Genomic DNA, 24636 nt, shown 5'->3' with positions numbered 1-24636 from the left:
TACTTTGCTAAGAACGCCAATTCGTACTGGCCGGTAGCTCAAAAGGGGTGCGTTGACCGCCGCGGCGTCTTGACTGGACCACCCCGCATGGCTTAACGTGACCGGCATCACGTATTGAAACGTTTCAATGCAGCGAGACTCCCACCGCCGGCCCCGGAGAGGCAGCCCATGAAAATCGGAGCACGGTCCACCACCGGTTGGCGGGCCACCATCGCGGTCGCCATGTCGAACTACATCGAGGCCGGGTCGATCATCGCGATCGCCACGAGCCTCGCGTTCTGGCAGGCCGAGTTCGGCATCAGCAATTTCGCTGTCGGTTTGCTGGCAGCGTTGAGCGCCAACGCTTTTGGTGCCGCGATCGGTGCGATCCTCGGTGGCCCGCTGTGTGATCGGTTCGGGCGCAAGGCGATCTACACCTACGACCTGGTGGTGTACATGGCCGGTGTGCTGCTCGCGGCCTTCGCGGTGAACTACCTGATGCTGCTCGCGGCCTTCGTGATCACGGGGATGGCCGTGGGTGCGGGTGTGCCCGCGTCGTGGACCTACATCGCCGAGCAGGCGCCGTCGACCGACCGGGCCAAGCATGTCGGCACCGCTCAGCTGGCCTGGTCCGTCGGGCCGCTGGTCGGATTCGCGCTTGCCGCGGGGCTGGCGCCATTGGGGCTGACCGGGTCGCGGCTGATCTTCGGTCACCTGTTCCTCGTCGCCGCGGTGGTGTGGTGGGTCCGGCAGGGTCTGGCCGAGTCGCAGATCTGGACCGACGAAGGGCGCCACGAGACCGCGGGTCTGGCCGCGACGGTCGGGACGCGTGGCTTGCGCGGGCTGTTCTCGCGCAAGGTCAACATCACCGCGCTGCTTTTCCTCGGCGGCATCTACCTGTTCTGGAACACCGTGGCCGGGCAGGCCGGCATCTTCATGCCGCGCGTGTACGACACCGCAGGCTTGCACAGCCCGGTCGCCCAGAACCTGCTGCAGGTTCTGGTGTGGGGCTGCACCGTGGTCGCCACCTACTTCGGATTCATGCCGTACGCCGACCGGATGAGCCAACGTCTGCTCTACGTCATCGGTGCCGCGCTCGGCATCGTCGCGTGGGTGGTGCTGGTGGCGTTCACCGACAACGGCGTGCCGACCATGCTGGCGTTCGCGGTGCTGTGGGGCGTTTCGAGCGGCATCGGTGCTCAGGCGTTCTACAGCTTGTGGGCCAGCGAACTGTTCGCGACCCCGTACCGCGCGAGCGCCCAGGGCGTCATGTTCTTCGTCGTCCGCACCGCCACCGGGTTGCTCAGCTACTTCTTCCCGACGCTGCTCGCGGTCACCGGCCTCACGGCCGTCGGCATCCTGCTCGTCGCGCTGTTGACCGTCGCGCTCGTGATCGGCGCCGTCGGCGCACCCGCCACCCGCGGCAAGACGTTGCGGCAGATTGAACTCGAACGCTACGGCGCCCCGATTTCCGACCAGCCGATTGAGAGGAGCGTGGCATGAGCACGCCCGCATTGCACCCGATGCTGGACAACCTGGCCATCGAACTGCCGTCATGGGCATTCGGGAACTCCGGCACCCGGTTCAAGGTTTTCGGCAGCCCGGGCACGCCACGCACCGTCGAAGAGAAGATCGCCGACGCCGCGACCGTGCACCGCCTGACGGGCCTGGCGCCCACGGTGGCCCTGCACATCCCGTGGGACGCCGTCGACGACTATGCGGCGCTGAGCCGCTACGCCGCCGAGCAGGGCGTGCGGTTGGGCACCATCAACTCGAACACCTTCCAGGACGACGACTACAAGTTCGGCAGCCTCACCCACACCGACAAGGCAGTGCGGCAGAAGGCCATCGACCACCACCTGGCGTGCATCGAGATCATGAACCAGACCGGTTCGCGTGATCTGAAGATCTGGTTGGCCGACGGCACGAACTATCCGGGACAGGGCGACATCCGCGGCCGTCAGGACCGGCTGGCCGAGTCCCTCGCCTCGATCTACCAGCACATCGGTCCCGCACAGCGAATGGTGCTGGAATACAAGTTCTTCGAGCCTGCGATGTACATGACCGACGTGCCGGACTGGGGTACCTCGTACGCGCAGGTGAGTGCGCTCGGCGAGCGGGCCATGGTGTGCCTCGACACCGGACACCACGCGCCGGGCACCAACATCGAGTTCATCGTCGCTCAACTACTGCGGCTCGGGAAACTCGGATCGTTCGACTTCAACTCCCGGTTCTACGCCGACGACGACCTGATCGTCGGAGCTGCCGACCCGTTCCAGCTGTTCCGCGTCATGTTCGAGGTGGTGCGCGGCGGGGGGCTGGATCCGGCTTCTCAGGTCGCGCTGATGCTCGACCAGTGTCACAACGTCGAGGCGAAGATCCCGGGGCAGATCCGCTCGGTGCTCAACGTGCAGGAGATGACCGCGCGGGCCCTGCTCGTCGACACCCAGGCGTTGGCCGTAGCGCAGGAGAGCGGAGACGTCTTGGGGGCCAACGGAATCTTCATGGACGCCTTCTACACCGACGTCCGACCCGCGCTGGCCCGCCGGCGCGAAGACCGGGGCCTACCCGGCGATCCGATGGCCGCATTCGCGGCATCGGGATATCAGGACACCATCAACGCCGAGCGCATCGGCGGAACGCAATCATCATGGGGAGCATGACGCATGACCAATCCTACTGTCGCCGAACTGATCGCACGCTCCAACCGGCTCGGGGCGGACCCGAAGAACACCAACTATGCCGGCGGCAACACGTCGGCCAAGGGCACGGACACCGACCCCGTCACCGGGGCGCCTGTGGACTTGTTGTGGGTCAAGGGATCCGGCGGAGATCTCGGCACGTTGACCGAGAACGGCCTTGCGGTGCTGCGGCTGGACCGGATGCGTGCGCTGGTCGACGTGTATCCCGGCGTCGACCGTGAGGACGAGATGGTCGCCGCGTTCGACTACTGCCTGCACGGCCGCGGTGGAGCGGCCCCGTCGATCGACACCGCGATGCACGGCCTGGTAGACGCCGACCACGTCGATCACCTGCACCCCGACTCGGGCATCGCGCTGGCCACCGCGGCCGACGGAGAAGCCCTGACCAAGACGATCTTCGGCGACCGCGTGGTGTGGGTGCCGTGGCGGCGCCCCGGCTTCCAGTTGGGCCTCGACATCGCCGACATCAAACGGCGCAACCCGCAGGCGATCGGGACCATCCTGGGCGGACACGGCATCACGGCATGGGGCACGACGTCGGCCGAAGCCGAAGCGCACTCGCTGGAGATCATCGAGACCGCCGAGCGGTTCATCGCCGAGAACGGTCGTCCGGAACCGTTCGGCGCGGCGTTGCCGGGCCACGGCGCCCTTCCCGACGAGCAGCGCCGCACCAAGGCAGCCGAACTCGCGCCCTTCATCCGCGGTCTGGCCTCGACCGACAAGCCGCAGGTGGGTCATTTCACCGACGATCCCCGCGTGCTCGAATTCCTCGCCGGCAGTGAGCATCCGCGTCTGGCCGCGCTCGGTACCAGCTGCCCCGACCACTTCCTGCGCACCAAGGTCAAGCCCATGGTGCTCGACCTGCCCGCCGACGCCACCGTCGAAGACAGCAAGGCCCGGTTGGCCGAACTGCACGAGGCCTACCGCGCCGACTACCAGGCGTACTACGACCGGCACGCCACACCCGAGAGCCCCGCGATCCGAGGCGCCGATCCGGCGATCGTGTTGATCCCGGGCGTCGGAATGTTCAGCTACGGCAAGGACAAGCAGACCGCGCGAGTGGCCGGCGAGTTCTACCTCAACGCCATCAACGTCATGCGTGGCGCCGAAGCCATCTCCACGTACGCGCCCATCGACGAATCGGAGAAGTTCCGGATCGAATACTGGGCGCTCGAAGAAGCCAAGCTGGCACGGATGCCCAAGCCCAAGCCGTTGGCCACGCGCATCGCTCTTGTCACCGGCGCGGCCTCCGGCATCGGCAAGGCCATCGCGACCCGGCTCGCGGCCGAAGGGGCGTGCGTCGTGATCGCCGACCTGGATGCCGAAAAGGCCGCTGCGGCAGCGGCAGAGATCGGCCACGCCGACGTCGCGATCGGTATCGCGGCCGACGTCACGGACGAGGACGCGGTGCAGCACGCGGTCGACGCCACGGTGCTGGCCTTCGGTGGCATCGACCTCGTGGTCAACAACGCGGGTCTGTCGCTGTCGAAATCCCTGCTCGACACCACCGCAGCCGACTGGGACCTGCAGCACAACGTCATGGCGCGCGGATCCTTCCTGGTGTCGAAGGCCGCCGCCAAGGCCCTGATCGACCAGAAGATGGGCGGCGACATCCTCTACATCTCTTCCAAGAACTCGGTGTTCGCGGGCCCCAACAACATCGCCTACTCGGCGACGAAAGCCGATCAGGCCCACCAGGTTCGGTTGCTGGCAGCCGAACTCGGCGAACACGGCGTCAAGGTCAACGGCATCAACCCCGACGGTGTGGTCCGCGGCTCGGGGATCTTCGCCGGCGGCTGGGGGGCCAAGCGCGCCGCGGTGTACGGCGTGGCCGAAGAAGACCTCGGGAAGTTCTACGCGCAGCGCACGCTGCTCAAACGCGAAGTGCTGCCGGAGAACATCGCCAACGCGGCGTTCGCGCTGTGCACGTCGGACTTCTCCCACACGACGGGTCTGCATGTGCCGGTGGACGCGGGTGTGGCCGCGGCCTTCCTGCGATGAGCGCGGTGAGCGCCCAGGTTGTCGCCGTCGACCTCGGCGCTACGAGCGGCCGGGTCGTCGTCGGGGACTTCGGTGCCGACGGGCTGACGATGCGCACGATCGCCCGGTTCCCCAACGGCCCGGTTACGCTGTGGGACGGCAGCCGCACCGCGTTGCACGCTGACATCCCGGGGCTGTACGGCCACGTCGTCGCAGGCCTGACCCAGGCCGGACGCGCCTGCGACAACCTGGCCGGGATCGGTGTGGACTCATGGGCGGTCGACTACGGTCTGCTGCGAGACGGACGGCTGCTGTCACTACCCATGCATTACCGCGACGCCAGATCCGAGCGCGGTGTCGCACTGGTCCACGACGTGATCACCGCCCAAGAGCTCTACCAGCGCAACGGGATTCAGTTCCTGCCGTTCAACACGGTGTACCAACTCGCCGACGAACGCGTCAACGGGCTGCTCGAACTGGCCGACACCGTGCTCCTGGTGCCGGATCTGATCACCTACTGGCTGACCGGTCAACGCGTGGCCGAGCGGACCAATGCGTCCACGACGGGCCTATTGGGCCTCGACGGCGGGTGGGACCACGAACTGATGAACCGACTGAAACTGCCGCACACACTGTTTCCCGAGCTGGTCGAGGCAGGCAGCAGGCGGGGACCGCTGCTACCGGAGGTCGCCGCGCAGCTGGGATTCCAGACCGAGGTGGCATCGGCGGCGTCGCACGATACGGCATCGGCGGTCGCCGCGATCCCCATGCACGACGACCAGTCGGCCTACATATCGTGCGGCACCTGGGGTTTGGTGGGTGTGGAGCTTGCGCAGCCGGTGACCACCGAGGCCAGTCGCGCCGCCAACTTCACCAACGAGGTCGGTGCTGACGGCCGGATTCGATTCCTGCACAACGTGATGGGTTTGTGGCTGCTCAGTGAGACCCTGCGGCACTACGAACGCGACGGTCGCACCTTCGATCTCGCCGTGCTGTTGGAGCAGGCCGCCGAGCAACCCGCACCGGTCCACGTGTTCGACGCCGACGACCCGAGATTCCTGCCACCCGGTGACATGCCCGACCGGATCGCCCAGTGGTACCGCGAACGCGACCTGCCTGTGCCGCACGGTCCGGCAGCGGTGGTGCGCACGATCCTGGAGAGCCTGGCGGCAGCCTTCGCGTCCGCAGTGACCACCGCGGCCGAGCTGTCGGGGATCCCGGTGCGCACGGTGCACATCGTCGGTGGCGGCGCGCAGAACGAACTGCTGTGCCAGCTCATCGCGGACCGGGTCGGCCTGCCGCTGCTGGCCGGGCCGGTCGAGGCCACCGCGCTGGGCAACATCCTGCTGACCGCCCGGGCCCAAGGCATCGTGAGCGGCGGGCTGCCCGAGCTCCGCGAACGCACCGCGCGATGGTTTTCCCCGCGACGCTATGTCCCGCGCACGAATCGGGCCGCCCTGATGGTGTGATGGTGACCGTGGTGAGCATGCGCGAGGTTGCCGCAGCGGCGTCGGTGTCTGTGGGCACGGTCTCCAACGTGCTCAACTCCCCGGACAAGGTCGCGCCCGCGACCGTCGCCCGCGTGCAGGCCGCGATCGACGAGTTGGGCTTCGTCCGAAACGATGCGGCCCGCCAACTCAAGGCCGGCCGTTCGCGCAGCATCGGGTTGGTGGTGCTCGACATCGGCAACCCGTTCTTCACCGATGTCGCCCGGGCCGCCGAACGCCGCGCCGGCGAACACAATCTCACGGTGCTGTTGGGTACGTCCGACGAGGAGGAGGACCGGGAACGAACCTACGTCGACGCGTTCGACGAGCAGCGGGTGTTCGGGCTGTTGGTCTCCCCGGTCGGCGAGAACCTGCAGCGGTTGACCGCGCTGCGGGATCGCGGCACGCCCGTGGTCCTGGTGGACCGCGACGGGACTGGTACGCCGTTCGACTCGGTGGCCGTCGATGACGTCGCGGGCGCCATGCTGGCGGTACGGCATCTGTGTGCGACGGGCAGGCGCCGCATCGCGTTCGTGGGTGGCCCGGACACGCTGCGCCAGATCCGGGATCGGCGGCAAGGCGCCATGACAGTGGTCGCGGAAACCCCTGGCGCACGGCTGGAGAGCATCGACACCCCCGCGCCCACCGTGCTGGCCGGCCGGGCAGCGGGGGAGTCGCTGCTCGGGCGGAACCCCGGTGCGCGCCCGGATGCGGTGTTCTGCGCCAACGACCTGCTGGCCATCGGTGTGCTGCAGGCGCTGACGGTGATCGGCGGCGTACGGGTGCCGGACGACATCGCGTTGGTCGGCTATGACGACATCGAATTCGCCCGCTCGGGCGTGGTTCCGCTGACGTCGGTGGCGCAGCCGACCGCCGACATCGGCGCCACCGCAGTCGATCTGCTGATCGAGGCGGCCGACGGATCGGCGGCCAGAATGCCCAAACACGTGCTGTTCCAACCGGAATTGATCGTCCGGGAGTCGACGGTCTGACCTTGGCTGCCAAGCGCTTACGGTGAAGATCGCAGCCACCTGGTGACTGCAATCTTCACGTCAGTGACCTAGACGATGAGCACATCCAGGGTGCGCGGGCCATGCACGCCTTCCACGCGTTCGAGTTCGATGTCGCTGGTGGCGCTGGGCCCCGAGATGAACGTCAGCGGGCGCGTCGGGTCGAGTGCGGCGAATCCCTGCGGCACGGTGTCGACGATCTGATCGGTGCGCACGACGCAGATGTGGTGGTCCGGCACGAGGGTCAGAGCGCGGCGGCCCTGCGTCGGGCCCGCGTCGAGCACGATGGTTCCCGTGGCCGCGATACCGACCGCGCACCCGGTGAGCACTGCATCGGTGCTGTCGAGGACGTCGACTCCCAAGGTGGGCGTGTCTGCGAGGGTCGTCATACCGGTCACCCACTCGTCGGGCACATCGCTCGGGATCACCACGGTAGCACCGTTTCCCACGAGATCGCGGACCGTCGTGGCGATGTCCGATCCGCTGATGCGGTGCACGCGCGCACGGTATTCGGCGACGGCCTCGGCGAACCGCTCGACATCGCCCGGAGCGGTGAGCGGGGCGCGATCGTAGTTCCGCGGCACCGCGACGGGTCCGGGCGGTGCCGCGGCCAGGGCCGCGCGAATCCGGTCCAGCACCGCGGTGCGTGCTGCGCTCACTGCCCGCTCCCTTCGTGCGTGCGCTGCCACCACTGCCGGAACGTTTCGCGGGGTGGCTCGGGAATGTCGCGACTGGCAGTCCATTTCGACGCAGGCCACGGCAACGTCGAGATGCGATGGTCCCTGCCGGCGAGCAACCGGCCGGCGCCGAGCGCCTTCTCGGCCAACGAGAAGCGTCGTGCGCCCGCCATGGCCCACCCGGCGGCTTTCATCGCCAGATCCTGCCCGGAGGGAATCCCGTCACGTTCCGAATCCACCTGTTCGGCGCGCAGATGCACGAGGATCGACGGGATGTCGATGCGCACAGGGCACGCCTCGAAGCACGCGCCGCACAGCGAAGACGCGTAGGGCAGACTCGCGTTGGGATCGTCATGGCCGGTGGTCCCGGTCAGCTGCGGGCTCAAGATCGCGCCTATCGGACCGGGGTACACCGAGCCGTAGGCGTGCCCGCCCGTGCGCTCGTAGACGGGGCACACATTGAGGCACGCACTACACCGGATGCAGTGCAGCGCAGCGCGGCCCACCTCGTCGGCCAGCACCTTCGTGCGGCCGTTGTCGAGCAGCACCAGATGGAATTCGCGTGGGCCGTCGCCGGGATGTACACCGGTCCACATCGAGGTGTACGGGTTCATGCGCTCGGCCGTCGACGACCGGGGGAGCAGCTGCATGAACACTTCGAGATCGGCGAACGTCGGCACGATTTTCTCGATGCCCATGACGGTGATCAGGGTTTCCGGGAGCGTCAGGCACATCCGGCCATTGCCCTCGGACTCCACGACCGCGAGCGTGCCGGTCTCGGCCACCCCGAAATTCGCGCCGCTCACAGCGACTTTCGCGGTGAGGAACTTGCGCCGCAGATGTGCGCGAGCCGCCATCGCCAGCACCCTCGGCTCGTCGGTGAGGTCGCCGGCGTCGGGCATCTCGCGTTCGAAGATCTCGCGGATCTCGGCGCGGTTGCGATGGATCGCCGGCACCAGGATGTGGCTGGGCTTGTCGTGGCCGAGTTGCACGATCAGCTCGGCCAGGTCGGTTTCGAACGCCGCGATGCCCTCGGCTTCCAGGTGCTCGTTGAGGCCGATCTCCTGGGTGGCCATCGACTTGACCTTGACGACTTCGTCGGAGCCCGTGGCGCGGATCAGGTCGGTGACGATCCGGTTGGCCTCGTCGGCGTCGCGGGCCCAGTGCACCACGCCACCCTGCGCGATGACGTTGCGTTCGAGCTGCTCGAGCAACTCCGGCAGGCGCGCCATGACGTCCTGCTTGAGCGCGCTGCCCGCGGCACGCAGATCCTCCCAGTCGGGACATTCGGCTATGGCGTTGAGGCGCTTGGCGCGGATGGTGTGCGTGGCGTGACCGATGTTGCGGCGCAACTGTGAGTTGGCCAGCGCGGTGCGGGCCGCGGCCGGAAACGATTCGGTGCCACGGAGATTGCCCACTCCGGGGGTGCCGAGGAACGTCGTCATGACGCGCTCGCCAGGATCTCCGCCAGGTGCACGGTCCGCACGCCGGACCGCAACCGGCTCAACCCGCCACCGATGTGCATCAGGCACGACGAGTCGCCCGCGCTGCAGACCTCGGCGCCGGTGTCGAGGATGTGGGCCATCTTGTCGGCCAGCATCGCGGTGGAGGTGTCCGAGTTCTTGATCGCGAAGGTGCCGCCGAAACCGCAGCAGGATTGCGCGGCAGGCAGTTCCACGAGCGTGAGTCCGCGCACGTTGCGCAGCAGGCGCAGGGGCTTGTCGCCCACGCCGAGCATCCGCAGCGAATGGCAGGTCGGGTGGTAGGTGACGCGGTGCGGATAGTAGGCGCCGACGTCGTCCACGCCGAGCACGTCGATCAGGAACTCGGACAGCTCGTACGTCCGTGCCGCGACCGCCTCGGCGCGCGTCGCCAGCTCCTGGTCGCCCGCGCGCCGCGCGACCATGGCGTGCTGGTGGCGCACCGAGCCCACACACGATCCCGACGGGGCCACCACGGCGTCGCAGTTCGCGCTCTCGAACGCCTCGACGTGGTTGCGGACGACGGCGACGGCCTCCTTGAGGTAGCCGGTGTTGATGTGCATTTGGCCGCAACATGTTTGACCTTGCGGAAAGGTGACCTCATGGCCGAGCCGTTCGAGGAGCTCGACGGTGGCGATTGCGGCAGGCGGGAAGAGGGCATCCGCCAGGCAGGTCGCGAACAGGGCGATTCGCATGAACACTCCTAGGCTGTGGTCTGACCACACTATCGCGTAAGGTCTGACCACACCAGTCAAACGCGCTATTCTCATCGCCATGCGCGCACACGAGCTCGTATTGGAGCGGATCGAACGCGATCTGGTCGCGGGCACGCTGACGGTCGGGGACCGGCTTCCCGCCGAACGCGCGCTGGCCGAGAGCCTGTCGGTGAGCCGGGCCTCGGTGCGTGAGGCGATCCGGGTATTGGAGGCCATGGGCGTGATCCGCACGGCTGCCGGATCCGGCCCGGATGCGGGCGCCATCGTCACCGCCGACGCCGCGACGTCGATCGGATCGGCGCTGCGGCTGCACACCGCGACCCGCGCGCTGCCCATCGAGGATCTGGTGCGGACCCGAATCCTCTTGGAAACCGCGGCATTACGTGACGCCGCTGCCCGCGATCCGCGGCCGGACCTGGCCGGGGTCACCGCGATGCTCGACGCCATGGACGATCCGGGTTTGCAGCCGGAGGAGTTCCACCGGCTCGACGCCGACTTTCACGTGGCGTTGGTGGCGCTGGCCGGCAACGTGGTGGTCGAGGCGATGATGGCGGCGCTGCGCGGTCCCATCCAGGGCTACGTCCTGGCGGGAGTGCCCCAGCTCGACGACTGGGCGGCCGTCGCGTCGAACCTGCGCTGCGAGCACCGCGGGATCGTCGCGGCGTTGGCACGTGGCCACGGCACCAAGGCAGCGGACCTGGCCCGTGCGCACATCCAAGGGTTCGTCGAGCTCGTCGACGGTTACCGTGGTTCATGCTCATCGGGCGAAGTCACTGGTCGGCGCTGATCGCGATGGCGGGCGTGCTGGTGGCCTGCGGCCCCAGCGGTTCGTCGGAGGATTCCCCGGAGCACGCAGTGCAACGGCATATCGCGGCCGCGAAAGCCGGCGATGTCAGCGCGCTGCGCTCGGGCACCTGCGGCGCGTTGGCCGCCATGATGCAACCGCGCTCGGACGTCGAGGTCCGGCAGGAGTTTGCGAGCCTGTATCAGGCGGGCCCCGACGTGCTGTCCGTCGATCCCGAGTCGCCGGGTGTCAAACGTACCGTCACCGGGCACTACACCAATGCCACCGATCTGGAGATCTCGTTCACCGTCGAGGATCGGGACGGCTGGAAGATCTGCGAAATACGCCGGGGGAACGGCATTTTCGGCCCACTGCCGGGTCCGTTCGAGCCGTAGGTCAGCCCCGCCGCCACTGCGCGCCGGAGTAGTTCTCCCATGGGCTGTAGTCGGCGATCAACTGTTCCTGAGGTGGCCGGTCGGCTTCGGGCACGTGCTGCAGGTTGATCCTGATGCGGTACCAGATCGAACTCGGGCCGCGCATGCCGTCGACCAGAACATCCACGGGCTCAAGGCGTTCGGCGACCGCGGGATGACGTTCCCGCCAGACGTCGAGCGCGGCCATGGCCTCGTCCTTGGTCTTGGTCCGGGCGATCTCGATCAGTGGCATGGTCGACTGCCTGCGGCCGTCGCGTGACGCCCCCTTGGGCGCTTTCTCGGCCGGGCCCAACGTGTCTGCCAGCGCCAGTAATTCGTCGAGGCTGCCCGCGGCGTCGTCCATGCCCTCCCACGGATCGCCCAGCTCGGCGAACCGGGCGGGCACCGTGGCGATGGTGAACGCTTCCGGCCGGCAGCCCGGCACCTCGTCCCAACGCAACGGGGTGGACACCCTGGCATCCGGCGTCGCGCGCACCGAGTAGGCCGACGCGACCGTGCGGTCCTTGGCGTTCTGGTTGAAGTCGACGAACACGCCCTCGCGCTCCTCCTTCCACCAGTGCGCCGTGGCCAGGTCCGGTGCGCGGCGTTCCACCTCCCGGGCGACGGTCTGGGCCGCCAACCGGACCTTCTGGAACGGCCACTGCCGGTGGATCCGCGCGTAGATGTGGAAGCCGCGCGAACCGGATGTCTTGGGCCACGCGGTCAGGCCATGGTCGGTGAGCACCTCGCGGGCCACCTGCGCGACCGCGACGATCTGTTGCCAGTCGACGCCCGGCATCGGATCGAGGTCGACGCGCAGCTCGTCGGGATGATCGAGATCGTCGGCCCGTACCGGGTGAGGGTTGAGGTCGACGCACCCGAGGTTCACGGCCCATGCCAGCCCGGCGACGGTCGTCAGGACCGCTTCCTTCGCCGACGTGCCGGACCGGTACTTGAGTTCGGCGACGGCGATGTAATCCGGCCTCTTCTCCGGCGCGCGCTTCTGGAAGATGGCCTCGGTCGAGATGCCCTTGACGAACCGTTTGAGGATCATCGGACGGTCGGCGACGCCACGCAACGCACCGCCGGCGACGGCTTCGTAGTAACGCACCAAATCGAGCTTGGTGACCCCGGCATCCGGGAAGATCACCTTGTCAGGGTTGGTGACCGACACTTCCTGGCCGTCCAACTCCAGCGACAGTGCACCGGCCATCACCTCATCCTAACGAGCCGGTAGTTACTACCCCCGGCTGCGACCCGGGTCACATATTGTGGCGTCATGCCAAGTCTGTCCGATTTGCCCGATCTGCCGGCGCAAGTAGCTGCGAAAGCTCAGCAATACCTCGATCGCGGCGCCGCGGAATTGCACTACGCCCGCAAGATGTTCGAAGCGGGCGCGCTCAAGCTGGAATCGCCGCAGCACATGGCGGCCATGCTCGCCGACATCAGACGGTGGGGTGAGCTCGGGATGATCCCGGCGCTCAACGCCCGGCGGCACCCCAACCGCACGGCCGTGATCGACGACGACGGCGAGATGACGTTCGGCGAACTCGACGCCGCGGCACACGCGACCGCCAACGGTCTGCTGGCGCTGGGCGTGAGGGGCGGCGACGGCGTCGCGATCCTGGCCCGCAACCACCGCTGGTTCCTGGTGTCGGTGTACGGCGCGGCCCGCGCGGGCGCCCGCATCATCTTGCTCAACAGCGAGTTCTCCGGGCCGCAGATCAAGGAGGTCGCCGAGCGCGAAGGCGCGAAGGTGATCATCTACGACGACGAATATGCCGCGGCCGTGTCGCAGGCCGAACCCGAGCTCGGCAAGCTACGCGCGCTCGGCAAGAACCCTGACAAGGACGAACCGTCGGGCAGCACCGACGAAACCCTCGCAGACCTCATCGCGCGCAGCAGCGGCCAGCCCGCGCCCAAGGCCACCAAGCACTCGTCGATCATCATCTTGACCAGCGGCACCACGGGCACGCCGAAGGGCGCCAACCGCGGCACCCCGCCCTCGCTGGCGCCGATCGGTGGCGTGCTGTCGCATGTGCCGTTCCGGGCCCGCGAGGTGACCTCGTTGCCCGCGCCGATGTTCCACGCGCTGGGATTCCTGCACGGCACGATTGCCATGATGCTGGGCAGCACACTGGTGCTGCGCCGGCGGTTCAAGCCGGCGACGGTGCTCGAGGACATCGAGAAGCACAAGGTGACCGCCATGGTGGTGGTGCCGGTCATGCTGTCGCGGATCCTGGACACGCTCGACCAGACCGTGCCCAAGCCCAACCTGTCGTCGCTGCGGATCGTGTTCGTTTCGGGCTCGCAGCTGGGCGCCGAGCTTGCCACGCGGGCGCTCAAGGATCTGGGTCCGGTGATCTACAACCTGTACGGCTCGACCGAGATCGCGTTCGCCACCATCGCCCGGCCCAAGGATCTGTCGATCAATCCCGCGACGGTCGGGCCCGTGGTCAAGGGCGTGCGGGTCAAGATCATCGACGACAACGGCAACGAGGTGCCGCAGGGGGAGGTCGGCCGCATCTTCGTCGGCAACACGTTCCCGTTCGAGGGCTACACGGGCGGGGGCGGCAAGCAGATCATCGACGGGTTGTTGTCGTCGGGCGACGTCGGCTACTTCGATGAGCACGGCCTGCTCTACGTCAGTGGCCGTGACGACGAGATGATCGTCTCGGGCGGTGAGAACGTGTTCCCCGCGGAGGTCGAAGATCTCATCAGCGGACATCCCGAGGTGATCGAGGCGACCGCACTGGGCGTCGAGGACAAAGAGTGGGGCGCGCGGCTGCGGGCCTTCGTGGTCAAGGCCGAGGGCGCCAGCGTCGACGAGGACGACATCAAGAAGTACGTGAAAGACCATCTCGCGCGGTACAAGGTGCCGCGCGAGGTCATCTTCCTCGACGAGCTGCCGCGGAACCCGACCGGCAAGATCCTCAAGCGCGAGCTGCGCGACATCGAAGTGGAGTAAGTGGAGTAATCCGCATGCCGCGCTCCGGCGAGCAGTCGCGTAGGTACCCGGGTAACGGCGTTACGGGGTACGCGAGTGTCTGCTCGCCGAGAACGGTGAGAGCCGACGCGGAATAGTTCGGGCTGATCGGTGGTAGTACTGGCTCGTGAACATCGACCTGACTGGAAAGACCGCACTCGTCACGGGCTCGACCCAGGGCATCGGCCTGGCCATCGCCGAACAACTGGCCCGTAGCGGCGCGCGGGTCGCCGTCAACGGCCGCACGGCCGCGCGCGTCGACGAGGCCGTCGCCAAGCTGGGGGACTTCGACGTGATCGGCGTGGCGGCTGATGTCGCGACGGAGGAGGGCACGGCCGATCTCCTGCGGCAACTGCCTGCCGTGGATGTGCTGGTCAACAATCTCGGGATCTTCGGCGCGGTGCCCCCGATGGAGATCACCGATGAGCAGTGGCGGGCCTACTTCGACGTGAATGTCCTTGCGGCGGTTCGGCTTATCCGCAGCTACCTGCCGGGCATGACCGAGCGTGGCTGGGGCCGGGCGATCCAGATCGCGAGCGACTCGGCGATCGTGATCCCTGCGGAGATGATCCACTACGGCGTGTCCAAGACCGCGCTGCTGGCGGTGTCGCGCGGGTTCGCCAAGGAGGCCGCGGGTACCGGCGTGACTGTGAACTCGGTGATCGCGGGGCCGACGCACACCGCAGGCGTCGAGGATTTCGTCTATCAGCTCGTGGACAAGTCGCTGCCGTGGGACGAGGCGCAGCGCGAGTTCATGATCAAGTACCGGCCGCAGTCGCTGATCCAGCGCCTGATCGAGCCTGAAGAGATCGCGAACATGGTGGCATATCTCGCGTCGCCGTTGGCCTCGGCGACCACCGGTGGTGCGCTGCGGGTCGACGGCGGTTACGTCGACTCGATCCTGCCGTAGCGGGAGTCAGGAGTGCATCGCGGAGCCGGGAACGGCCAGGCACACGAGCGACAGAGCGAGTAGGAACCAACCCGCGCCCTGCCAGATCGGCCATGTGCCCTCGGCTCGCCAGACCTGGTAGGTGCGCACGAATGCGCCGACCCCACCGAAGAACAAGATGGTCGGCACCAGCACCGCCGAGATCACCGAGTGATCACCGACGAATGCGTACGACGCGAATGCGACTCCGGCCACCGCCACGACGCACACGACATAGGTCACTGCCGAGCGGAACATCTGGGGATCGTGCCAACGCTTCTCGACGTCGTTGGTCATCACGGCTCACCAGGGCCCGTTGACGTACCACGACAGACAGCCCGGCTTGCCCCGGCACGCGATGATGGCTCCGGCGTCGGGGGCGGCGCCGCGGACTTTGGGACCGGTTCGAGGTGGCAGGTTGCAGTTCACGACATACGGGTTCCACGGAATGACGCCGTTTACACATGGATCGGCATGTGCGGTCGGCGTGGTCTGGCTCACCACCGCGGTGGGCCCGGCGATCAGTGCGAACGACGCCGCCGCCGCGCCCGCGAGGCGGATGAAACGTTGCTTAGAAATGCTCATCATCAATGCCAACCGTTTCCGAGCGTCACCTATTTCGACGGTACGCGCCGAAATACGGCGTGAACAGACAAGTCGGTACCCGAGAACGCCGTTACCCGGGTACCAACACGACTGCTCGCGCGGAAGACGCTACGGGTCGCGCGGCAGGCCGAGCAGGCGCTCGGCGATGATGTTGAGCTGCACCTCGGACGTGCCGCCGTAGATCGTGGTGGCGCGGCTGGCCAGCAGGTAGTCCGCCCAGCGGCCGGGTTCGCCGGTGCCGATCGCACCGTCGGTGCCGAACGACGCCACCGCGAATTCCGCATAGCCCTGACCGGTTTTCATCGACAGCAGCTTGGAGATCGCCGCAGCAGGCATGGCGTCGCCGCCGGCCAGCGTCAGCAGCGTCGACCGGAGGTTGAGCACCTTGGCGGCGTGGCCTTCGGCGATCAACTGGCCGGCCCGGTTCTGCTCGATCTGGTCGAATTGCCCGTCCCGCAGGAACTCCACGAACTGATCGAGATTGGCCAGGAACGGCGGCTCACTGCTGCCGATCGAGACGCGCTCGTTGGTCAGGGTGTTGCGGCTGACCTCCCAGCCGCGGTTGACTTCGCCCAGCACCAAGGCGTCGGGTACGAACACGTCGTCGATGAACACGGTGTTGAACATCGCGTTGCCGGTCAGTTCCCGCAGCGGTTTGACCTCGACCCCGGGTGCCTTCATGTCCAGCAGGAAGTACGTGATGCCGTTGTGCTTCGGCGCTTTCGGGTCGGTGCGGGCCAGCAATGCGCCCCACGCCGAGTACTGTGCACCCGTGGTCCAGATCTTCTGGCCGGTGATGCGCCAGCCGCCGTCGACCTTGGTGGCCTTGGTGGTCAGGCTGGCCAGGTCCGAGCCCGCGCCCGGTTCGGAGAACAGCTGGCACCAGATCATCTCGCCGCGGAACGTCGGCGGCAGGAAGCGCTGCTTCTGCTCGTCGGTGCCGTAGGCCACGATCGACGGGATGATCCACGCCGCGATGCCCATCTGCGGGCGTTTGACCCGGCCCGCGGAGAACTCCTGGGCGATGATGATCTGCTCGACGGGTTCGGCCGCACGGCCCCACGGCTTGGGCAGGTGCGGTTGCACCCAGCCGCCCTCGGCGATGGCGACGGTGCGCTCCTCGCGTGGAAGCTCTTTGAGCGCAGTGACTTCCGCGCGGATCTGCGCACGCAGCTTCTCGGTGTCGGGATCGAGGTCGATGTCGACCGGGCGCATGCCCGTGGTGGTCGCGGTGTCCACGACGGCCTGCGGGTAGTCGGCGGAACGGCCGAAACCGGCCGCCAGCACCAGCGCCCGGCGATAGTAGATGTTGGCGTCGTGTTCCCACGTGAAGCCGATGCCGCCGTGCACCTGGATGCAGTCCTGCGTGCAGTGCTGTGCGGCGGCGGGCGCCAGAGTTGCCGCGACGGCCGCGGCGAACTCGAAATGGGTGGCTGTCGAATCGCTTTCCCGCACTTCGTCGAGTGCGCGGGCCGCGTCCCACACCGCGGCGGTCGCCCGCTCGGTGTCGGCGACCATGCCTGCGCACTTGTGTTTGATGGCCTGGAACTGGCCGATGGGCCTGCCGAACTGTTCGCGGATCTTGGCGTATTCGGCGGCGGTGTCGGTGGCCCACCGGGCCACGCCGACGGCCTCCGCGGACAGCAGCGTGGAGATCAGCGCGCGAGCCAGCGGGCGGCTCAGATCGGCCAGCACGCGGTCGTCCGAAACTTCGACCGCGTTGGCCCGCACGTGTGCCAACGGCCGCAGCGGGTCGACGCTGCGGACCGGCTCGATCTCAAGCTGATCGGCGTCGAGGATCAGCCATTCCTCGCCGGAGTCGATCGCAACCGGCAGCACGAGGATCGATGCCTGCGCCGCGGCGGGCACCGCGCGCGCCTCGCCCCGGATCACCAGGCCGTCGCCGTGGCGGGTCGCGGTCAGCCCGGAGTCGATCGCGTATGCGGCGATGGCGTCACCCGACGCCAACTCGCCGAGGATCTTGGCGTCGGGATCGTTCGCGGCGATGAGCGCGCTCGCGATCGCGGACGGGACGAACGGGCCCGGCACCGCACCGTAGCCGAACTCGGCCAGCACGATCGCGAGTTCCAGGATGCCGAAGCCTTGTCCGCCAACCGATTCGGACAGGTGCACGCCCTGCAGTCCCTGGTCGGCCGCGGCTTTCCAGTAGGACGGGGGATTGGGGATGGGCGCTGCCGGATCGGCGTCCAGCGCGTCATGCAGCACTTCTGACGGCGCCACCCGCGCCACCAGCGACCGAACGGAATCGGCCAGGTCGTTGTGCTCGGACGTGATCGCAACAGGCATGCGTTACCTCCATGGCGGCATTTCCCGAATAACCAGTCGGTTGAATCGAGGGTACCGCGACGTGATCGCCGCCACTGCGGCGCCCTATTTAACTTCGTTTACTACGTTCCCGAGCGGTTCCCCGTCGCGGATCCGTCGGCAGTTCTCCACTGCCGCGGTGAGATAACGACGCATGGTGTCCACGGTGTACCAGGCCACGTGCGGCGTGAGCACGACGTTCTCCAGGTCGAGCAGCGGGTGCCCGGCCGGGATCGGCTCGACCTCGAACACGTCCAGCCCGGCCGCCGCGATGTGTCCGGTTCCGAGTGCGTCGAGCAGCGCCGCCTCGTCGATGATCGGACCGCGCGCGGTGTTGACGATCACCGATCCCGGTTTCATCGTCGCGAGTGCCGCTCGGTCCAGGAGGCCGTGCGTGGCATCGGTGAGCGGGAGATGCAGTGACACGATGTCGCTGGTCGCGAGCAGTTCCGGCAGGCTGCGCCAGCGCGGGTGACCCGTGTCGCGGGTGGTGGTGTGCACGACGTCGGCGCCCATGGCCGTGACGATCTGCTCGACGCGGCGCGCGACGTTGCCGTGGCCGACCAACCCGACCGTGCAGCCCCCGATGTCACGCACCGTCTCCCCCAGGGTGGGATCGGCGGGCCAGCCCTCTCCCGCGCGCGTGTACTGGTCGAGTTCGAGCAGCCGGCGCAACGTCGCGAGCATGAGCAGGATCGTGCCCTCGGCCACGGACGCGGAATTGGCCCCCGGCATGTTGGCCACCAGGATGCCCAGCCGGGTCGCGGTGTCCACGTCGATGGTATTGACCCCGGCGCCCATCTTGTGCACGAGCCGAAGGCGCAGGGCCCGCTGCAGGTCGTCGCCGGATATCGGCCGAAGTACGTGCCAGAGCACCTCGGTTTCGGGCAGCTCACGCTGGAAGGTCTTGTCGTCGTTCTCGGCGCAGAACCGGACGTCGAGCCAATCTTTGTGCGGGGCAAGAAAATCCAGCACCTGGTCACCGGGGATGAAGTGTGCGAGCACCCGGACCGGGCCCGGGGTCACCGCCACCGTTTCGCGATCCATCGTGCGATGGTATCGGCCTGTTCGCTGCGGGCGCCGGGCGTGGTGAAGTAGTGGTCGGTGTCGATCGAGCACCGGGTCTTGTCGGTGGCGGCCAGCGCGTCGTAAATGCGTTGCGCATCAGAGGGGTACACGCCGGTGTCCTGGTCGGCATTGATCACCAGCGCGGGACACGTGATCCTGGCGAGGTGTGGTTCGGCCCTGGTCTGGGCGTGCCGCAGGCTCCACATGCCCAGCCAGTTGCGCAACGTCGTTGCCGCGGCGATGCCGCGGGCCGACCGGTTGGCCTTGACCGGAACCCCGGCGTAGCAGAGGTTGGGCTGGCGCCGGGTCGGTTCGATCGTGGGGTCGACCATGCGGGGATCGGCCCAGGTGCGCATCACGGTGAACGGGCGGTCCGAATAGCCCGCCGCCTGAATGTGTTTGAGCTCCTGCTCGGCCCAATCGGTGATTGCGTGGTTGCGCGCGACCTGGGCGGCGCGGTAGCGCGCGACGAAATCCGCCGAGAACGGTGGGCCGTTGCGGTCGTCGAACAGGTCGAGGTCCGGATCGGTCGCGACGGCGTCGTTCTCGTCGACCACGGCGGCGTCCATCCAGGCGGTCAGCACGTCGGGCCGCCCGGGATGTGCAGCGCTCGCGATGTATCCGTCGGCGCTCGGCAGCTCGGTGAGGCCCGCGGCCGGACGCATGCCTTCCAGCGGCGTGACGTGCTGGTGGGTGCTCTGGGCCTGGTATGCCGCCATCAACGAACCGCCACCGGAGTTACCCAGCAGGACAACGGTTTCGATGTGCTGCGTTTCGCGCAGCCAGCGCACGCCGACGCCGATGTCGACAAGGGCGTGGTCGAGCAGGAAGCTGCTCTCGAAGCCGCGGAACCGCGTGTTCCAGCCCAGGAAGCCGATGCCCCTGGTCGCCATGTAGTCGGCGAGATAGTGCTCGGAGAAATCGATCTGGTAATGCGTGGCGATCATCGCCACCTTGGGTTTGCGGCCGATACCGCGGTAGTAGATGCCCTGGCACGGATAACCGCCGGCACCCGCGCGCCGCGCGGTCGGCGATTCCACCCCGACGAACTCGCGGGCCACCCCCGCCGCTGCCGACGCCCCAGCTGTTCTGCTCATGTGCGCGGGGTCTCCTTGTGGTAGATGGTTCGGTGAAAGATGTTGGCCAGGGTGATGATGCACGCTTCGTCGTCGACATCATCGGCGTTTCCGCCGGAAAGCTGGGTGTAGCAGAACTGGTTGAGCATCGACACCAGGGCGACCGCGGTCAGGTGCGGATCGTCGCCGGCGCAGAACCCGTGCTGCTGGGCGCGTTTGACCATGCCGGTGATGAGCGCGATCGGCAGTTCGCAGATCTCGGCCCAGTACTGCGCGAAGTCGTCACTGATCATCGCCAGTTGCGACACGCTGATGATCTCGGCCAGCCGGTGGCGATAGGTCTTCCAGTGCGCCGAGACCGCCTGATAGGAGCGTTCCCAGTCGTCGAGACCGGGATCGGCCGCGGAGCGGGCGCGCTCCCGTGCCTCGTCACGGAACCGCAGCGCCCACTCGCGGACCATGGCCTCTTTCGAGTCGTAATAGTTGTAGAACGACGCCGCCGACCGGCCCGACTCCGCCGCGATGTCGGCGATCGTGGTGGCCAGGATGCCCTTGCGGGCGATCACCGTCCGCGCCGCGGCGTCGATGGCGGCCTGGGTCTGCCTGCCGCGGGCGGTCGGCAGCTGCTCGCGCGGGCTGATCGTCATCGGGCTCCTTGCTTGCAGCGCCATTGTCCAAACCTGAATCTGATGTTAGATTCAGATTTGGAGATGCGCCAGTCGATGGCGGGTTCGCACCGGAGGAGTCGCGACGTGATCAAGCCGAACAATCCCAACAACGAGTTCGAACTCGGGGGAATCAACCATGTGGCACTGGTGTGCTCGGACATGGAGCGCACGGTCGACTTCTACAGCAACGTGCTGGGCATGCCGCTGATCAAGTCCCTGGACCTGCCGGGCGGGATCGGGCAGCACTTCTTCTTCGATGCAGGCAACGGTGACTGCGTCGCGTTCTTCTGGTTCCGCGACGCACCGGACGGTGTGCCCGGGGTGTCCGCACCCGCCGCCATCCCCGGCATCGGCGAAATCGTCAGTGCCACGGGGTCGATGAACCATCTCGCGTTGCACGTGCCCGCGGAGAAGTTCGACGAGTACCGGCAGAAGCTCAAGGCCAAGGGGGTGCGGGTCGGCCCGATCCTCAACCACGACGAGAGTGACATGCAGGTGTCGCCGACCGTGCACCCGGGGGTGTACGTGCGCTCCTTCTACTTCTTCGACCCCGACGGGATAACCCTCGAGTTTGCTTGCTGGACCAAGGAATTCACTGAGAACGACGCAAAGGTGGCGCCCAGGACCGCGGCTGACCGCAGCCCGGCGGCGGCCGGCACCCCGTAGCGGAGGCGGCCCGGGCGTACGTGCCAAGATGGGGCGATGCCCAAGGTGACCCGCCGCTACGGCGGTCAGGACGCGGTGGACCGCGTCGCAGAACGCCGCTCGCGGTTGTTGGCGGCCGGGCTGGAACTCATGGGCACGCGCGGCACCGCGGGAACCACCGTGCGTGGCGTCACCGAGGCGTCGGGCGTGGCCCTGCGGTACTTCTACGAGAGCTTCCCCGACATCGAGGCGTTCCACGTCGCGGTGTACGACGAGGTGATCGAGGAGACCGCGCGCCGATCCGTCACGGCGCTGGCCGATGCGCCCGCCGACGCCCACTCGCGGACGCGCGCCGTGCTCGCCGAGGTGGTCGACGTGATCTTGACCGATCCGCGCAAGGGCCGGATCCTCGCGCTCGAGTCCACCGCGTCACCCGCGCTCGGACGCCGCAGCCTCGAGGAGAGCCGCCGATTCGCCGGCATGGTCGCATCGACCGCGTCCAGCGGCGGCGACCCAGGCCTGGAACCCGGCAGCCTGCCCACCGACGTCCGGCTCATATCGCAATTTCTCATCGGCGGTGTGGTCAGCACGATGGGCGCGGTGCTGCAGGACGATCTCGATGTCGACCGCGACCATCTGCTCGACGTGCTGGTGGCCCTGTTCGAGGCTGTCAGCGCGGTCGATCCCGCACGCGCCGCGGGCGGGCGCTGACCGCGGACTACGGCTTGGTCGCCTCCACGAAATAACCGCGCGGGACGCCGGGAACATCCAGCGGCACCACGGGCGCGAACCACCGGTTCCACGCGTTGCCCGGCTCTGCCACGTCGGTCACCACGGCCGACCAGCCGTGCCGCTCGGCGAGTTCCCCGGGCGCATCGGTGCCGAACAGCCACGGCGCGCCGCTTCTGGCCATGGACTCGAGCAATCCGGACAGCATCTGCGCGTCCAGCAGGGTCTTGCCCACGATGTCGTAGAGCAACACCGACCCGGGCGCGGACAGATCGTCGATGCGCGCGAACAAGGCTCGCACGGCGGTCTCGTCGAGATACTGCAACAAGCCCTCGATCAACCAGACGGTCGCGGCCTTCTGGTCGAAACCGTTGGATCGCAACGCCTGCGGCCAATCGTCGGCCAGGTCGATGCCGACCGGTACCCGACGGCAGCGGGGCTGGTCGTCGGCCAGCACGGTCGCCTTGGCCTCGATCACCGCGGGCTGATCCACCTCGTAGACCGTGGTGCCGTCGGGCCAGGGCAGGCGATAGGCCCGGGCATCCATGCCCGCGGCCAGCACCACGACCTGCCTGATGTGGCCTGCCGCGCGCAGTAGGGCCTCGTCCCAGAAGCGGGTCCGCACGACGATCTGCAGCGTGCTCTTCTCACCGGCCGTCCCGAGCGCGTCGGTGAGGAGCCGACGGCCCACCTCGCCAGCGAGCTTCTCGGCGTACGGGTCGGTGAACAGCCGATCTGGTCGGCGGGATTCCTCGGCGCGGATCGCTGCCACCAGAAGGCCCGTGTTGGCCACTGCCTGTCCGGAATTCTGCATATCCCCATCTTGCGGGTGCGGGTCAGCACGCGTCTTGGATATTTTTGCCGTCGGTCATGACGCGAGGCCGACGTGGCTGGGCAACCACATCCGTCGCGCGGCGTACTGCGTGGGCGTCATCGCGGTGAACGACCGGAAATCGCGCACGAAGTGCGCCTGATCGAAGTATCCGAGGTCGGCCGCGATCTCGGCGCCCGGCACGGTACCGGTGTCGAGGCGGCGCAACGCGGCCTGCAACCGCCGCACCCGCAGATAGGCCTTGGGTGCCAGCCCGACGTCCGACCGGAACTGCGTGATCAACCGTTTGGCCGAAAGACCGGTCAGCTCAGCGGCTTCGGACACGCGCAGCCCCGGATCCCGCTCCGCGGCGGCGAGCACCGCCGCTACGGCGGGCCGGCGGGGCGTGAGGCGGCACAACAGGAAGTTCTGAGCCAGCGCGATCCGTGCCGCGGCCGACGGCGCGTCGATCAGCTGTTCGTGCAGCCGGATCCCGTCGCGGCCCCACACCTCGGCGAGCCCCACGCAGCGGTTTTCCAACTCGCCCAACGGAAGCGACAGCACCGCGGCGCCGGGCCGGAAATGGATGGTCATCACGGTCTGGGCGGTGTCGATCTGGGTGACGTAGGAAACGCTGCCCGCGCCGGCGACGAACGCCGGGCTGACAGGCAGGCGCGTCGTGCCGTCGGCCGCGAAGAAGTCGACCCGCTGGCGCGCGCTGAGGTCGATGATCACCGTGGCCGCGCCACGAGGCAGCGCCCGGCTGCGGTGAGTGGTGCCGGAACTGCGCTCCCAGTACCCGAAGAACTCCACGTGGCCGGCCAGCGCCGCACACGGGCGGAACATCGCGGGTGCGGAAGGCGTCATCGCCCCTGAGTATCCAGGCCGGCCAGGCCGTCCAGCAACGAGCGCAGCTGCTCGGCCAGCTGATCGGGGGTGAAATCGACCTCGCCCGCGAGCCACGCACTGATGGTCTGCGCGACCCCGCCGACCGCGAAATGCGCTGTGGCCGTGAGGCGGTCGTTCTGTTCGAGATTGAGTGCATCGCCAGCGTGGCGGCTCAGCAACATCGCGAACAACGCGCTCGACTCGACGCGTTTGCGGGCCAGCATCTCGTTGGACAGTTCTGTGCTGAACAGCAGCCGGCCCACCCGGGGATCCCCGGCGATCGTGCGCACGATGGTGGTCATGGCGGCCCTGGTCTGCTCGAGCAGCGGGGCGGCGTTGACCGCGGCCTGTGTCGATGCGGCGAGGTCGGTGATCACCCAGTCGTACACCGACGCGACGAACTGGTCCTTGTCGGTGAAGCTTTCGTAGAAGTACCGCGCGGCCAGGCCGGATTCCTTGCAGACGGCGCGGACCGTGAGGTCGCCCGCTTCGGTGGATTCACCGCCGAGCAGTTCGAGGCCCGCGGCCAGGAGCTGGCTGCGCCGCTGCGCGAGACGCGCTGCCGCCTCGACTCCGCGATACGGACGCACCGGTGTCACGTGAACATCTTGACACCCGTCAGCCGTACAGGCCAATATCAGGAAACATACGTTCTCAGTTTTGCGACAAGGGGTGTG

The 24636-nt window shown here is 67.8% G+C and carries 24 protein-coding genes; 11 read left to right on the top strand and 13 right to left on the bottom strand.

Going from position 1 to position 24636, the window contains the following annotated elements:
• Positions 1-168: 168 nt before the first annotated feature.
• From G6N67_RS07510 to G6N67_RS07490, 5 genes are read left to right on the top strand one after another with little or no spacing between them, the layout of a single operon-like run.
• Positions 169-1482 carry an MFS transporter gene (locus tag G6N67_RS07510; RefSeq protein ID WP_036433245.1) on the top strand — a complete coding sequence of 438 codons (1314 nt, stop codon included), beginning with the start codon at positions 169-171 and terminating at the stop codon, positions 1480-1482.
• On the top strand, positions 1479-2642 hold the full coding sequence (gene rhaI / locus G6N67_RS07505; protein WP_036433247.1) for an L-rhamnose isomerase: 1164 nt from the start codon (positions 1479-1481) through the stop codon (positions 2640-2642). The genes G6N67_RS07510 and rhaI overlap by 4 nt, the downstream gene beginning before the upstream one ends.
• A 3-nt stretch (positions 2643-2645) precedes the next feature.
• Entirely contained in the window at positions 2646-4682 is a 2037-nt protein-coding gene (locus G6N67_RS07500; protein WP_036433249.1) for a bifunctional rhamnulose-1-phosphate aldolase/short-chain dehydrogenase, read from the top strand.
• The gene (locus G6N67_RS07495; protein ID WP_036433252.1) at positions 4679-6130 is read left to right on the top strand and encodes a rhamnulokinase; all 1452 of its coding nucleotides are present in this window, start codon (positions 4679-4681) and stop codon (positions 6128-6130) included. Before G6N67_RS07500 ends, G6N67_RS07495 begins: the two co-directional genes overlap by 4 nt.
• A gap of 17 nt (positions 6131-6147) precedes the next feature.
• Positions 6148-7140, top strand: a complete 993-nt coding sequence (locus tag G6N67_RS07490; RefSeq protein WP_036435690.1) for a LacI family DNA-binding transcriptional regulator — start codon at positions 6148-6150, stop codon at positions 7138-7140.
• 68 nt (positions 7141-7208) lie between these two features.
• Here the strand turns inward: G6N67_RS07490 and G6N67_RS07485 are convergent, their stop codons facing one another.
• The 3 genes from G6N67_RS07485 to G6N67_RS07475 are packed head-to-tail and all read right to left on the bottom strand — an operon-like array spanning position 7209 to position 10011.
• The gene (locus tag G6N67_RS07485) at positions 7209-7817 is read right to left on the bottom strand and encodes a LutC/YkgG family protein (RefSeq protein ID WP_036433254.1); all 609 of its coding nucleotides are present in this window, start codon (positions 7815-7817) and stop codon (positions 7209-7211) included.
• Positions 7814-9280 carry a LutB/LldF family L-lactate oxidation iron-sulfur protein gene (locus G6N67_RS07480; protein WP_036433255.1) on the bottom strand — a complete coding sequence of 489 codons (1467 nt, stop codon included), beginning with the start codon at positions 9278-9280 and terminating at the stop codon, positions 7814-7816. The genes G6N67_RS07485 and G6N67_RS07480 overlap by 4 nt, the downstream gene beginning before the upstream one ends.
• Complete coding sequence (locus G6N67_RS07475) at positions 9277-10011, bottom strand: (Fe-S)-binding protein (RefSeq protein ID WP_036435691.1); 735 nt, start codon at positions 10009-10011, stop codon at positions 9277-9279. The genes G6N67_RS07480 and G6N67_RS07475 overlap by 4 nt, the downstream gene beginning before the upstream one ends.
• 79 nt (positions 10012-10090) lie before the next feature.
• Here G6N67_RS07475 and G6N67_RS07470 point away from each other — a divergent pair, with 79 nt between their 5' ends.
• Entirely contained in the window at positions 10091-10819 is a 729-nt protein-coding gene (locus G6N67_RS07470; protein ID WP_051578763.1) for a FadR/GntR family transcriptional regulator, read from the top strand.
• The gene (locus G6N67_RS07465; protein ID WP_229479887.1) at positions 10786-11211 is read left to right on the top strand and encodes an Rv0361 family membrane protein; all 426 of its coding nucleotides are present in this window, start codon (positions 10786-10788) and stop codon (positions 11209-11211) included. Before G6N67_RS07470 ends, G6N67_RS07465 begins: the two co-directional genes overlap by 34 nt.
• Before the next feature lies 1 nt (position 11212).
• Here G6N67_RS07465 and ligD read toward each other — a convergent pair whose 3' ends face one another.
• Entirely contained in the window at positions 11213-12442 is a 1230-nt protein-coding gene (gene ligD / locus G6N67_RS07460) for a non-homologous end-joining DNA ligase (RefSeq protein ID WP_036433257.1), read from the bottom strand.
• A gap of 66 nt (positions 12443-12508) precedes the next feature.
• Here ligD and fadD2 point away from each other — a divergent pair, with 66 nt between their 5' ends.
• Positions 12509-14197, top strand: a complete 1689-nt coding sequence (fadD2, locus tag G6N67_RS07455) for a long-chain-fatty-acid--CoA ligase FadD2 (protein ID WP_036433259.1) — start codon at positions 12509-12511, stop codon at positions 14195-14197.
• 145 nt (positions 14198-14342) lie between these two features.
• The gene (locus tag G6N67_RS07450) at positions 14343-15125 is read left to right on the top strand and encodes an SDR family NAD(P)-dependent oxidoreductase (protein WP_036433262.1); all 783 of its coding nucleotides are present in this window, start codon (positions 14343-14345) and stop codon (positions 15123-15125) included.
• A gap of 6 nt (positions 15126-15131) precedes the next feature.
• On the opposite strand, the gene G6N67_RS07445 is transcribed toward G6N67_RS07450, so the two are convergent.
• The 6 genes from G6N67_RS07445 to G6N67_RS07420 form a co-directional block, all read right to left on the bottom strand.
• Positions 15132-15440 carry a hypothetical protein gene (locus G6N67_RS07445; RefSeq protein ID WP_036433264.1) on the bottom strand — a complete coding sequence of 103 codons (309 nt, stop codon included), beginning with the start codon at positions 15438-15440 and terminating at the stop codon, positions 15132-15134.
• Between the two features lie 6 nt (positions 15441-15446).
• The gene (locus G6N67_RS07440; RefSeq protein ID WP_308289817.1) at positions 15447-15731 is read right to left on the bottom strand and encodes a hypothetical protein; all 285 of its coding nucleotides are present in this window, start codon (positions 15729-15731) and stop codon (positions 15447-15449) included.
• A 126-nt stretch (positions 15732-15857) separates the two neighbouring features.
• The gene (locus G6N67_RS07435; RefSeq protein ID WP_036433269.1) at positions 15858-18056 is read right to left on the bottom strand and encodes an acyl-CoA dehydrogenase family protein; all 2199 of its coding nucleotides are present in this window, start codon (positions 18054-18056) and stop codon (positions 15858-15860) included.
• Positions 18057-18140: 84 nt separating this feature from the next.
• Positions 18141-19121 (bottom strand): 2-hydroxyacid dehydrogenase, encoded by a 981-nt coding sequence (locus G6N67_RS07430; RefSeq protein WP_051578764.1) that lies wholly within the window; start codon positions 19119-19121, stop codon positions 18141-18143.
• On the bottom strand, positions 19097-20239 hold the full coding sequence (locus G6N67_RS07425) for an alpha/beta hydrolase (RefSeq protein WP_036433272.1): 1143 nt from the start codon (positions 20237-20239) through the stop codon (positions 19097-19099). Before G6N67_RS07425 ends, G6N67_RS07430 begins: the two co-directional genes overlap by 25 nt.
• Positions 20236-20865, bottom strand: a complete 630-nt coding sequence (locus G6N67_RS07420) for a TetR/AcrR family transcriptional regulator (RefSeq protein ID WP_036433274.1) — start codon at positions 20863-20865, stop codon at positions 20236-20238. Before G6N67_RS07420 ends, G6N67_RS07425 begins: the two co-directional genes overlap by 4 nt.
• A 105-nt stretch (positions 20866-20970) precedes the next feature.
• Between G6N67_RS07420 and G6N67_RS07415 the strand changes: the two genes are divergently transcribed.
• Together G6N67_RS07415 and G6N67_RS07410 are read left to right on the top strand one after the other, a co-directional pair.
• Entirely contained in the window at positions 20971-21552 is a 582-nt protein-coding gene (locus G6N67_RS07415) for a VOC family protein (RefSeq protein ID WP_036433277.1), read from the top strand.
• Between the two features lie 36 nt (positions 21553-21588).
• A complete protein-coding gene (locus tag G6N67_RS07410; protein WP_036433279.1) occupies positions 21589-22242 on the top strand; it encodes a TetR/AcrR family transcriptional regulator in 654 nt (217 codons plus the stop codon).
• 7 nt (positions 22243-22249) lie between these two features.
• Here G6N67_RS07410 and G6N67_RS07405 read toward each other — a convergent pair whose 3' ends face one another.
• Genes G6N67_RS07405 through G6N67_RS07395 form a run of 3 tightly spaced genes read right to left on the bottom strand, consistent with a single transcriptional unit; the run spans position 22250 to position 24558 of the window.
• Positions 22250-23074 carry an SAM-dependent methyltransferase gene (locus tag G6N67_RS07405; protein ID WP_036433282.1) on the bottom strand — a complete coding sequence of 275 codons (825 nt, stop codon included), beginning with the start codon at positions 23072-23074 and terminating at the stop codon, positions 22250-22252.
• Between the two features lie 54 nt (positions 23075-23128).
• Positions 23129-23938: a helix-turn-helix domain-containing protein gene (locus G6N67_RS07400; RefSeq protein ID WP_036433284.1), complete on the bottom strand. Its 810-nt coding sequence runs from the start codon at positions 23936-23938 to the stop codon at positions 23129-23131.
• Positions 23935-24558 carry a TetR/AcrR family transcriptional regulator gene (locus G6N67_RS07395; RefSeq protein ID WP_036433287.1) on the bottom strand — a complete coding sequence of 208 codons (624 nt, stop codon included), beginning with the start codon at positions 24556-24558 and terminating at the stop codon, positions 23935-23937. Before G6N67_RS07395 ends, G6N67_RS07400 begins: the two co-directional genes overlap by 4 nt.
• Positions 24559-24636: the final 78 nt, after the last annotated feature.

The sequence above is a fragment of the Mycolicibacterium mageritense genome (assembly GCF_010727475.1).
Taxonomy (GTDB): Bacteria; Actinomycetota; Actinomycetes; order Mycobacteriales; family Mycobacteriaceae; genus Mycobacterium; species Mycobacterium mageritense.
This window is presented reverse-complemented; position numbering and strand designations above follow the sequence as displayed.